This is a genomic window from Sedimentitalea sp. (genome assembly GCF_039973035.1).
Lineage (GTDB): Bacteria > Pseudomonadota > Alphaproteobacteria > Rhodobacterales > Rhodobacteraceae > Sedimentitalea.
The window spans coordinates 18,689-29,836 of sequence record NZ_JBDWLR010000061.1 but is presented as its reverse complement, the minus strand read 5'-3'; the positions used below and the strand labels follow the sequence as shown (position 1 = coordinate 29,836).

Annotated in this window: 12 protein-coding genes; 6 read left to right on the top strand and 6 right to left on the bottom strand. The window is 58.6% G+C overall.

The window, feature by feature from the left end:
• Nucleotides 1-170 precede the first annotated feature (170 nt).
• Nucleotides 171-1,109, top strand: a complete 939-nt coding sequence (locus ABJO75_RS16120) for a sterol desaturase family protein (protein ID WP_348126650.1) — start codon at nucleotides 171-173, stop codon at nucleotides 1,107-1,109.
• A gap of 10 nt (nucleotides 1,110-1,119) precedes the next feature.
• On the opposite strand, the gene ABJO75_RS16115 is transcribed toward ABJO75_RS16120, so the two are convergent.
• A complete protein-coding gene (locus tag ABJO75_RS16115; protein ID WP_348126652.1) occupies nucleotides 1,120-1,704 on the bottom strand; it encodes a DNA-3-methyladenine glycosylase I in 585 nt (194 codons plus the stop codon).
• A 147-nt stretch (nucleotides 1,705-1,851) separates the two neighbouring features.
• Between ABJO75_RS16115 and ABJO75_RS16110 the strand changes: the two genes are divergently transcribed.
• The 4 genes from ABJO75_RS16110 (at nucleotide 1,852) to ABJO75_RS16095 (ending at nucleotide 6,114) form a co-directional block, all read left to right on the top strand.
• The gene (locus tag ABJO75_RS16110) at nucleotides 1,852-2,694 is read left to right on the top strand and encodes an EAL domain-containing protein (protein WP_348126654.1); all 843 of its coding nucleotides are present in this window, start codon (nucleotides 1,852-1,854) and stop codon (nucleotides 2,692-2,694) included.
• Nucleotides 2,695-2,865: 171 nt separating this feature from the next.
• Nucleotides 2,866-4,041, top strand: coding sequence for an acetyl-CoA C-acetyltransferase (locus tag ABJO75_RS16105; RefSeq protein WP_348126656.1), 1,176 nt, complete (start codon nucleotides 2,866-2,868; stop codon nucleotides 4,039-4,041).
• Between the two features lie 107 nt (nucleotides 4,042-4,148).
• On the top strand, nucleotides 4,149-4,871 hold the full coding sequence (gene phbB / locus ABJO75_RS16100; protein ID WP_348126658.1) for an acetoacetyl-CoA reductase: 723 nt from the start codon (nucleotides 4,149-4,151) through the stop codon (nucleotides 4,869-4,871).
• Nucleotides 4,872-5,166: 295 nt separating this feature from the next.
• The gene (locus tag ABJO75_RS16095; protein ID WP_348126660.1) at nucleotides 5,167-6,114 is read left to right on the top strand and encodes a transcriptional regulator GcvA; all 948 of its coding nucleotides are present in this window, start codon (nucleotides 5,167-5,169) and stop codon (nucleotides 6,112-6,114) included.
• 99 nt (nucleotides 6,115-6,213) lie between these two features.
• On the opposite strand, the gene ABJO75_RS16090 is transcribed toward ABJO75_RS16095, so the two are convergent.
• The 3 genes from ABJO75_RS16090 to ABJO75_RS16080 all read right to left on the bottom strand — a co-directional run bounded on the left by ABJO75_RS16090 (nucleotide 6,214) and on the right by ABJO75_RS16080 (nucleotide 7,485).
• The gene (locus tag ABJO75_RS16090; RefSeq protein ID WP_348126661.1) at nucleotides 6,214-6,378 is read right to left on the bottom strand and encodes a DUF465 domain-containing protein; all 165 of its coding nucleotides are present in this window, start codon (nucleotides 6,376-6,378) and stop codon (nucleotides 6,214-6,216) included.
• A 121-nt stretch (nucleotides 6,379-6,499) separates the two neighbouring features.
• A complete protein-coding gene (locus ABJO75_RS16085; RefSeq protein WP_348126662.1) occupies nucleotides 6,500-7,273 on the bottom strand; it encodes a methyltransferase in 774 nt (257 codons plus the stop codon).
• The gene (locus ABJO75_RS16080) at nucleotides 7,270-7,485 is read right to left on the bottom strand and encodes a DUF2007 domain-containing protein (RefSeq protein ID WP_348126664.1); all 216 of its coding nucleotides are present in this window, start codon (nucleotides 7,483-7,485) and stop codon (nucleotides 7,270-7,272) included. The genes ABJO75_RS16085 and ABJO75_RS16080 overlap by 4 nt, the downstream gene beginning before the upstream one ends.
• Nucleotides 7,486-7,541: 56 nt before the next feature.
• Between ABJO75_RS16080 and ABJO75_RS16075 the strand changes: the two genes are divergently transcribed.
• The gene (locus tag ABJO75_RS16075; protein ID WP_348126666.1) at nucleotides 7,542-8,540 is read left to right on the top strand and encodes a polyprenyl synthetase family protein; all 999 of its coding nucleotides are present in this window, start codon (nucleotides 7,542-7,544) and stop codon (nucleotides 8,538-8,540) included.
• On the opposite strand, the gene ABJO75_RS16070 is transcribed toward ABJO75_RS16075, so the two are convergent.
• Both ABJO75_RS16070 and ABJO75_RS16065 read right to left on the bottom strand, forming a co-directional pair.
• On the bottom strand, nucleotides 8,516-9,385 hold the full coding sequence (locus ABJO75_RS16070; RefSeq protein WP_348126667.1) for a 4-(cytidine 5'-diphospho)-2-C-methyl-D-erythritol kinase: 870 nt from the start codon (nucleotides 9,383-9,385) through the stop codon (nucleotides 8,516-8,518). The genes ABJO75_RS16075 and ABJO75_RS16070 overlap by 25 nt on opposite strands.
• On the bottom strand, nucleotides 9,372-11,093 hold the full coding sequence (locus tag ABJO75_RS16065; protein WP_348126669.1) for a tetratricopeptide repeat protein: 1,722 nt from the start codon (nucleotides 11,091-11,093) through the stop codon (nucleotides 9,372-9,374). Before ABJO75_RS16065 ends, ABJO75_RS16070 begins: the two co-directional genes overlap by 14 nt.
• Nucleotides 11,094-11,148 lie beyond the last annotated feature (55 nt).

The window sequence follows — 11,148 nt, the reverse complement described above, 5'->3', positions numbered from 1 at the left end:
ACTTGAAAAACATCCTTGGCCAAATCCAGGCCTACGGTCTTAACTGTCATTGGGTGGCTCCTTTCCTAGCAGTCGTTAATAACTGCACTTTGGCACATTCGATGACGGTGGAGCAGGAGCCACCCACATCATCCGGTATGGCAAGACCTCATGAGAGGAGCGTAACCGACATGCCCAGTTATCCTGACGTGGTGCAGTGGGCTGTTCCGCTCTTTGTGGCCGCAATTCTCGCCGAGCTTCTGTGGATTGCCTTCAAACAGCGTGGCGGGCGCTATGAAACCCGCGACGCGCTGACCTCGTTGATCCTTGGCGCGGGCAGCGTGGCCGAAGGCATCATTCTCGGCTTTGTCACCTGGGGCTTTCTCATGGCGCTGTGGGCCGTTACCCCACTTGATCTAGGCCATTCGGTCGGGGTGATACTGCTCTGCTTTGTTCTGGACGATTTACGATACTACTGGGTGCATCGGTTCGGCCATCGCGTCCGCTGGGTCTGGGCCAGTCATGTCAATCATCACTCCAGCCAGCACTATAATCTCACCACCGCCTTGCGCCAGACTTGGACCGGGACTTTCACGCTGATGATGATCGTACGTGCCCCCCTGATTCTGCTCGGCTTTCACCCGGCGTTGGTGCTGTTTGTGGGCGGGCTGAACCTGATCTATCAATTCTGGATTCACACCGAAGTGATCGGCAAAATGCCGCGCTGGTTTGAGGTGGTGATGAACACGCCCAGCCACCACCGCGTGCACCACGGTCGCAACGCTCGTTATCTCGATGCCAACTATGCCGGGGTCTTTGTCATCTGGGACAAGATGTTCGGCACATTCGTGCCAGAACTCGACACCGAGAAACCGGATTACGGATTGGTCCAAAATCTCGGCACCTTCAACCCGGTCCGCGCGGTCTTTCACGAATGGGTCAGCCTGTTTCGCGATGTATCGCAACCCGGCATCACCCTGCGTCAGCGCATGGGGTACGCCTTTGGTCCGCCGGGTTATAGCCATGATGGCAGCCGTGACACCTCGGCCGGTATCAAGGCCAAGCATCTGGCTCGCAATCCACAGGATCAAGGGACGCCGGGGTTTTCAGAGAGCCATCCCCGCGTCTGACTAGGCCACCTCAGTTTTGGCTGTGATCGGCGGCCAACCGGGCAACTTCGGCATGACGCGGGCAAGTCACGAGATGATCGTTCACCATGCCAACCGCCTGCATAAAGGCATAGACGATCGTCGGCCCACAAAACCGGAAACCGGCTTTTTTCAAGTCCTTGGATATCTGCAACGATAAAGGCGTCTGGGCGGGCACTTCAGCCAGGCTTGTCCAGTCGTTCTGCAGCGGCGCTCCTCCGACATAGCTCCAAAGAAAGGTGTCAAAACCCTGTTTTTGTTCTACTTTCTGCCAGGCCCGCGCGTTCCCGATTGTCGCTTCGATCTTGCCTCGATGCCTTATGATACCCGCATCACCTAGCAGGTGTGCAACCTCGTCTTCGCCCCAGCCGGCGATGATGTTGGGATCAAAACCGTGGAACGCGGCGCGGAAATTCTCGCGTTTCTTGAGGATTGTCAGCCAACTTAGCCCGGCCTGAAACCCGTCGAGAACCAGCTTTTCCCACAGCGCGCGGCTATCGTATTCTGGTACGCCCCAATCCGTATCGTGATAATCCTTGTAGATCTGTTCCGGCCCTGCCCATCCACAGCGATCCATTTCAACGCTCCCCTTTTGGCTCCGTAGGATTTGAACCAGTTTGATCTAAAAAGCGAGGTTTAAGGCGATCTTCATTCACAGGCTCCAATGCTGAACAGGCCGTGGATCATCTGCGGCTGAAACCAGTATCCGAGCGATGAGGATTCGATGTCGAACCGCAGCAAGATCAAAGCCGATATTCCCGCAGGCGGACACAGCCCGCTTGATGCCGCTGTCACGGGGCGCGACGAGCAGATATTGGACCTGGTCAAGAACGCCATTCAGTCTGGCCAGACGATGCTGGCATTCCAACCCGTACTGCAGGCACGACCGCCGCAACAGGTCGCTTTTTACGAAGGGCTCATTCGGGTTCTGGATCAAAGCGGCAGGGTCATCCCTGCGCGCACCTTTATGCCAGCAATTGAATCGACCGAACTGGCCCGCGAGATTGATTGTATCACCCTCGTAACCGGGTTGCGGGCGCTCGCCGCCAATCCATCAATCCGCCTGTCACTCAACATGTCGGTCCGCTCGGTCGGGTACAAACGTTGGTTGCGCATTCTTGACCGACATCTGAAACAGGACCCGACAGTTGGCGAACGGCTGGTTCTGGAGATATCAGAACAATCCGCGATGACGATGCCGGATCTCACCGTTGACTTCATGGACAGCTTGCAGGACCGAAGCATTGGTTTTGCGCTTGACGATTTTGGCAGCGGCGCACTTGTGCTTCAGTATCTGAATGACTTCTACTTTGATGCGGTCAAGCTTAACGGGTCATTCATGCACCGCCTTGCAGGCAATCCCGACAACCAGAGCATCGTGCGTGCCCTGATCGCCGTGGCAAAGCAATTCGACATGTTAATCATCGCCGGATCGGTCGAACGCAAGGAAGACGCCGAACTCCTTGTCGCTGCCGGGGTGGATTGCCTTCAGGGCCACCTGTTCGGCTCCCCCACGGTTCGGCCACCATGGATTCCGCAACCCAAGAACCTCCGCGAAGGCGCCTGAGTATCCGTATCGCAGGCGACCAATTGTTGCCTGAGACACACTGTCTGTTGCTGCCCTTGCGTCAATCCTTTATGCCGAAATACGGAAGTGGGGAGTTCAAGTGAAGGTTGCATTAGCGTTCGTAACCGTCATCTTTCCCCTTACCTGCACGTTGGCAAAGGAATTGCGAAAATGACGAACGTAGTAATTGCATCGGCAGCACGGACCGGAGTTGGTAGTTTTGGTGGCTCTTTTGCCAACACACCTGCCCACGATCTGGGTTCTGCGGTACTCGAGGCAGTGGTAGAGCGGGCCGGTATCGACAAGGCCGATGTCTCTGAAACCATCCTCGGTCAGGTCCTGACCGCAGCGCAGGGTCAAAACCCCGCCCGTCAGGCCCACATCAATGCCGGTCTGCCGCAGGAAAGCGCCGCTTGGGGTATCAACCAGGTTTGTGGTTCGGGCCTCCGCGCGGTCGCGCTTGGCGCACAGCACATTCAACTGGGCGATGCCGATATCGTCGCAGCTGGCGGTCAGGAAAACATGTCGATTTCGACCCACGCCGCCAATCTGCGCGCCGGTCACAAGATGGGCGACATGAAGTACATCGACACCATGATCCGCGACGGACTGTGGGATGCGTTCAACGGCTATCACATGGGTCAGACCGCCGAAAACGTTGCCGAAAAATGGCAAATTTCGCGCGAACAACAGGACGAATTTGCCGTCGCAAGCCAAAACAAGGCCGAAGCGGCCCAAAAGGCCGGAAAATTTGCCGACGAAATCACGGCCTTTACGATCAAGACCCGCAAGGGTGACATCGTGATGGACAGCGACGAGTACATCCGCCACGGCGCCAACCTGGAAGCCATGGCCAAGATGCGTCCGGCCTTTACCAAGGACGGATCGGTCACCGCCGCCAACGCCTCGGGCCTGAATGACGGTGCTGCCGCGACGCTGCTGATGTCGGCAGAAAACGCTGAAAAGCGTGGGATTGAGCCGCTCGCGCGGATCGTTTCCTATGCCACCGCCGGTCTGGACCCGTCGATCATGGGCGTTGGCCCGATCTATGCCTCGCGCAAAGCACTGGAAAAAGCTGGCTGGAAGCCCGAAGATCTTGACCTTGTCGAAGCGAACGAAGCCTTTGCCGCGCAAGCCTGCGCCGTGAACAAGGACATGGGCTGGGATCCGGCCATCGTCAACGTCAACGGTGGCGCGATTGCCATTGGCCACCCGATCGGTGCCTCGGGCTGTCGTGTTCTCAACACCCTTCTCTTCGAAATGAAGCGCCGCGATGCCAAGAAAGGTCTCGCGACCTTGTGCATCGGTGGCGGCATGGGCGTCGCCCTCTGCGTCGCACGTGACTAACGCATAGCGGGGTTGCAGCGCGGCATCTAGCCGGGCTGCAACTCGATTTGCTAGCAAGCGCACCATCAAAAAAAGCAAACAAAAACCAGATATTGGAGGAGACAGATATGTCCAGAACCGCCCTCGTCACCGGTGGCAGCCGCGGAATCGGTGCCGCAATTTCCAAAGCGCTGAAAGCCGAAGGTTACAGTGTCGCCGCAACCTATGCCGGCAACGACGAAGCCGCAGCGAGCTTTACCGAAGAAACCGGCATCAAGACCTACAAATGGGACGTTGCCGATTACGAATCCTCAAAGGCCGGTATCGCGCAGGTCGAGGCCGATCTTGGCCCGATCGACGTCGTGGTGGCCAACGCGGGCATTACCCGTGACGCACCGTTCCACAAGATGTCGCCTGAGCAGTGGCAGCAGGTCATCGACACCAACCTCACCGGCGTCTTCAACACCGTTCATCCGGTCTGGCCGGGCATGCGCGAGCGCAAGTTTGGCCGCGTCATCGTGATCAGTTCGGTCAATGGCCAGAAGGGTCAATTTGCTCAGGTCAACTATGCCGCAACCAAAGCCGGTGACATCGGTATCATCCGTTCGTTGGCACAAGAGGGCGCACGCGCTGGCATCACCGCCAACGCCATCTGCCCCGGCTATATCGCCACCGACATGGTCATGGCGGTTCCGGAAAAAGTGCGCGAGAGCATCATCGCCCAGATTCCCGCAGGTCGCCTTGGTGAGCCCGAAGAGATCGCGCGTTGCGTTGTGTTCCTGGCCTCCGATGACGCCGGTTTCGTCAACGGCTCGACCATCTCGGCAAACGGTGCCCAGTTCTTCGGCTGATCCGACAACACTGTCGTGAAAAATTGAACAGGGCCGGTCGCTTATGACCGGCCCTTTTTTTGCTTAGTGCTTGCTGCGTACCGGGATCAACCACTGCCATACGCTCAGGAATGTGCGTGCACGGTCCTCATGTGCTCTTTGAAAAATGCGGCGTGTTGCGGGGTCGGTTGTACTTTCCAACATGGCGAGGCTCTCTTGATTCAGTTTTTCTAACTCTGTGATCAGTATGTTCTGCGCCAATGCTTTCTACAAACGAGGCTTTCCAACCAGTCAGATAAGTATTACTTAACTGAATATGCCGGATCGCCTGCCCCCTCTGACCGCCCTCCGCGCCTTTGACGCCGCGGCGAGACATATGTCCTTTGCCCGCGCAGCCGATGAACTGAACGTCACCCCGGCAGCGCTCTCCTTTCAGATCAAGTCGCTTGAGGATCATCTGGGCCAACCCCTCTTTCGACGCCTTAACCGCGCTGTAGAGCTGACCGAATCCGGGCGCCTTCTTGCGCCCGGTGCCGCCGAAGGCTTTCGGACCCTCAACACGGCATGGCTCCAGACCCGAAGGCTGCAGGACAACCGAACCCTGACCGTTACCGCCGGTCCGGCCTTTACCGCGAAATGGTTGGCTCCACGTTTCTATGATTTCGCCCGCGCGCATCCTGACATCGATTTGCGGTTCTCTGCGGGCCTGCGGATGATGGACTTTGATCGTGACGAAATCGATGTTGCGATTCGCTTTGGGCATGGCCCCGACCCGGGCCTGTTCTCTGAACCTTTGGCTTTTGAATGGCTGACGCCGGTTATGACCCCGGATCTCGCCGAGAAATATCCCAAGCCAGAGGACCTGCGCCGCGCTCCGATCCTGTCTGACGATTCACTGGATTTTCTGAACCCCAAATGTGATTGGGCCGCGTGGTGCAGGGCAGCGGGTGTTAATTTTGTTCCCGGCCATGGTGTGCAGTTTTCTCAGGCTGACCACGCCATAGACGCCGCACTCGCCGGTGCCGGTGTGGTTCTGGGACGACGGGCGCTGGTGGTGAAAGACCTCCACGAAGGTCGCTTGGTGGCGCCCTATGGGCTGGCCATCACGCTTGACGCACACTTTCGCTTTTTGTGTCCAGAGGGCCTACAGGAGCGGCCCCACATCAAGGCCTTTCGTAAATGGATATGGTCAGAGATCGAAAAGACCGCAGAGGTCTCTGAATGGCTGCGCTTTGTCGCGGCCAAGGATATTGCGCCCGCATAGGGGCCACGACAGCGCCTCAACGAAAAAGGGCGCGGCCAAAGTGCCACGCCCAAAACTCTGACCAAACGCGCATTGCATTCGGCTAACGAGATTGAGTATCTAACTCGATAGACGCTCGATCTCTTCTTTTAGTTTCAATTTTTGTTTTTTCAGTTCCGCCAGATGAAGCCCGTCAACACCCGGTGCACGCTGCGCTTCTTCGACTTCGGTACTCAGGTGCTGGTGCTTCTTTTTCAGTTCGATCACGTGCGAGCTCAAGCTCATGGCAGTCCTCCTCTGAACAAGTTGCATATGGAGTTGAGCATATTCTTTTCTGTCTGTCACGCCGCATGATCAACAAAATGTAACAGTTCGCTGAACTCCGCCGTTCCCGCTCGTCTATTAGTCAGTCCGTTGGCCAAGCCAGCGCCTGTCCTTCGCGCAAGACAGCAGCGATTGCGGGAGAATAGCTGTCCGCGTCACGGTCGTGCCGCATCCCTTCGTGCATCAACACAGGGGCATGCAGGCGAAACGGTGCACGCCCATCCTTGCGCGCGCGCAGAATCGCTATGCCGGGCGCCCTGCCCGTGCGACCACTCAGCGGCAGCACTTCGACAGAACCCAACCTGCCCACGCATCCGGCCAGCATGTCGGGCAGCCGATCCATGCGTTGGATCATGTGAAGGTATCCCTTGGGGGCAAGCCGCCGCGCCGCGACGGCCAACCAGTCCCCAAGCGGAGTTTCAGATTCGCTCAGGGCGACGCCACGTCCGGGATCCTGCGCAACACTATGCGCACCGGGACGGTAATACGGCGGATTCGCAATGACATGGTGATACCGTGCGCTGCGTACCGGTTCGGGCAGGACGTTCAGGTCCGCTTGCACGACATTGAATGAGACACCGTTCTCCATGCCGTTTCGCCGCGCGAGATCGGCATAGAGCGGCTGCAATTCCAAGCCCCAGAGGTCGAGCCCCTGCACCCGTGCGGCCAAGCACAAGGCTGCCGCCCCTGCCCCACACCCTAAATCAAGCACTGCCTGACCGGGGCTGGCATTGACGGAGGCCGCCAGCACCACAGGATCAACCCCTGCACGATACCCGTTGCGTGGCTGAAACAGGTGCAGCCGCCCGCCCAGAAACGCATCCCGCGTCAGATCGTCCACCGCCTCGGTGCTCATTGGTCCATCGGGACATCGTTGTCGCGCATGACCCGTGCCGCACGATCATAATCTTCGCTGCGCACCATCATCCTGCGCGGAAAGATTCCGATGCCTCCTTCGAGGATGCTCATATTTACGTCCATCTGAAAGCAGTCTATATCCTCGCCCTGAAGAAGGGCGGACGCAAAGGCCATGACGGTCGGGTCGGTGCTGCGCAAAAGTTCCTTCATGATGCAGGATGTAAGGCCAGGGAACGATGAATGTCGAGCCTTGACGCAGGAGTGTGATGAACATCAACACCGCGACCAAACCACATGAACGTCTGGCGGCAACTCTTGCGGAGGATCTCTCCGCCGTGAACGAGTTGATCCGCGTCCGCATGGCCTCGGAACACGCCCCGCGTATCCCCGAGGTCACCGCCCATCTGGTCGAGGCCGGAGGCAAGCGGTTGCGCCCCATGCTGACCCTGGCTGCGGCGCGCATGTGCGGCTATGACGGCCCCTATCATATCCATCTCGCCGCCACGGTCGAATTCATCCACACCGCAACTCTGCTGCATGATGATGTGGTCGACGAAAGCGGCCAGCGGCGTGGACGGCCCACAGCGAACCTGCTTTGGGATAACAAATCCAGTGTGCTGGTTGGCGATTACCTGTTTTCGCGCAGCTTTCAGTTGATGGTCGAGACCGGTTCGCTGCGGGTACTTGATATCCTCGCCAACGCGGCAGCCACGATTGCCGAGGGCGAAGTGCTGCAGCTGACCGCTGCACAGAACCTTGCAACCAATGAAGAGATTTACCTCAAGGTCGTACGCGGCAAAACTGCGGCGTTGTTCTCAGCGGCTACAGAGGTGGGCGGCGTTATTGCAGGGGCCACAGCAGAACAGATTCAGGCGCTATACGACTATGGTGATGCCTTGGGGATTGCTTTTCAGATCGCAGATGACCTGCTGGATTATCAGGGGGACAGTGCGGCGACTGGCAAGAACGTCGGGGACGATTTCCGCGAGCGCAAGCTGACCCTGCCGGTAATCAAGGCCGTGGCGCGTGCCACGGCAGAAGAGCGCGCCTTTTGGGTGCGCACTATAGAAAAAGGCCAACAGTCAGACGACGATCTCGACACGGCCCTGTCGTTGATGGCCAAGTACAATACGCTGGAAGAAACCCGCACAGATGCGGTGGCATGGGCGGACAAGGCGCGCGCTGCGTTGACGCGACTGCCTGACCATCCGATCCGGCAGATGCTGGATGATCTTTCTGACTATGTGGTGTCGCGGCTGCTTTGAAAAACAGAAACATCGCACCCCAGTGTGACGGCCTGTATCCACCACGACGGATGCGCACGACGCAATGCGGCGCATCCGGCCTTGGCCGCCTCCAGCGTCGCAAACAGGCCGAAACAACTCGCGCCTGATCCGCTCATCCGTGCGAACAGCGCGTTTTGCTCGCGTAGCGCCGCAAGACAGTCCGCGATTGGCGGGCAGAGGTGCAATGCGGGGCCTTCCAGATCATTGCGCTGATCCCGCAGCCATTTGGCACAGTCTGCGACGTTGGAAAACGCAGGAATATCCGGCATCGGGGCGCCATTCTTTGCCTCCAGCGCCCGAAACACATCCGGGGTATGAACGGGCACACCGGGATTGATCAGAATCGCGGGCAGCGACGGGAGAGTCGGAGCGGGGTCAATCCGATCTCCGATGCCGCTCATGCGCAGACTTGTCGACGCCAGACAGATCGGAACATCCGCGCCCAACTCCAGTATCTCGTCGGGAGCCGGTATGCTGACACCGTGACTGATGCAGAGTGCCCGCAGGGTCGCGGCGGCGTCCGCTGATCCACCGCCAATTCCGGCAGCGGTGGGGAGATGTTTGTCGAGCGTTATCGCGGCATTCGTTACCCCGGCCAACCGCGCCGCGCGCAGAACCAGATTGTCCGCGCCAACCGCCAGCCCTGAAGCCTTGGGACCCGAGATGCACAGAGACAAACCATCCGCTTTGTGCGCCGAAACCTTGTCGCCAACATCGGCAAACACCACCAGCGAATCCAGCAGGTGATAGCCATCTTGCCGCTGTCCGGTGACGTGAAGTGTCAGGTTGATCTTGGCCGGGGCGAATGCCTCAGCCTTCGTCATTGACGACCTTCAGCGGGTCAGATCCTTCCTCGACAAGAACCTCGTCCAATCCGATTTCAAGCTTGCGGCGAATGCGCTCCGGATCGGCCTCGCTGTCGGTGTCTTCGGGGTCGATAAAGGAGATCGCGCGCTTCCACTGGAATTCGGCTTCTCTGAAACGCCCGACCGCCCAATAGACATCGCCCAGATGGTCATTCACCACCGCGTCAACCGGCATCAGTTCCACGGCCGTTTCCATAGGTCCGACCGCCTCTTCATAGCGGCCGAGTCGGAACAATACCCAGCCGAGGCTGTCGACAATATACCCGCTGTCCGGTCGCGCGGCGACGGCCTGTTCTATCATTCCAAGCGCTTCGTCCAGGTTGGATTTGCGTTCAACAAGCGAATAGCCAAGATAGTTCAGAACCTGAGGTTGCTCCGGGTTGATCTCCAGCGCGCTTCTGAAATCAGCCTCGGCATTTTCCCAATGTTTCAACCGCTCGTGACTGATACCCCGTGCATAGTAGAGGAACCAACGCGCCGGCGCACCTTCATCAGAATGTTCCAGCGCGCTGTTATAGGCCTTGATCGCTTCGGCATATTGTTCTTGCTGCCGCTGCAAGTCGCCCAATGCGGAATAGACTGGCGCCAGCGTCGGATGATCTGTCGCCAGACGTTCAAGAACCTCGATCGCCGCATCCGGCTTTGCCGCACGCCGTAACGCCTCGGCCCGCCCCATTTCAGCAGCGTGATAGTCTGGGCTGACCACCGGAATCTGTTTGTAGGTGGCCACCGCCAGATCATATTGGCCAAGCACATCCAGCAACTGCGCGCTGAGCAACAGCGAATCGACGTGCTCGGGGCGCAGATAGGCCGCCGCACGTGCATAGACCAACACGTAATCGTCGGACGCTTCGCCGTTCAGGGCCTGCCCGATCGAGAAAAACACCTCGGCCATTCCATCCTGAACCGATGTTACCTGCGTGAACGGCAACTGCTCACCCGCGGCGAGCCTGTCGGCCACATCCTGCAATCCCGGATCCAGTGATGTGCCAAAGGCATTTTCGAGGAAAGCGCTGGCATCCTCGTTGCGCTCCAATTGCGACAGGATTTGTGCCCGCGCTATCGCGGCGCCGCGTGATAGGATCGAAAGGCCGGCGCTTTCGTCTGCAAAAATCGCCTCGGCACCTTCGAAATCGCCCACGGATGCCAGCGCCAGCGCCTTGTGATAGAGCGCAAAGCCGCGCAGACCTTTTTCGTTGGAGACAACGTCGAACTGTTCCAGCGCCTTGGCCACCGAACCGGCCCCCATATGCGCCCAGCCTCCGACCAGACCATCAACCAACGGACCACTGCCAAGTGTTTCCGGATCGCGCGCCAGAAGCTCATCATACTCGGCATTGGCGATGAGGTCGACGATGACCACGAGATGCGCAACCTGGCTGCGCAGCCCAAGTTCTTCCATATGTTTGGCGACCGGCAAGGCCTTGTCGATCCGCCCAAGAGCCAGTTGTGAAAGAACCACCTGCTCCATCAGATTGGGATTCTGACGGTCGCGTGCCAAGGCGCGGGTGTAATACGCCGCCGCCTTGTCAAAATCACTTGATATAAGTGCATGACGCCCGGCCAAGTATGCCCCCGCCGACGAGTCCGCCTGCACGCTCAAGGGGGCGCTGATCGCAAGCAGGGTCGCCGCAAGGGCCACACCGCGTAAAAGAGTATGTTTCAAGAGACCTGCCTCGTCGGTTACCTGCCCGACAAATTAGGGCTGGTGGGGGGGCGAG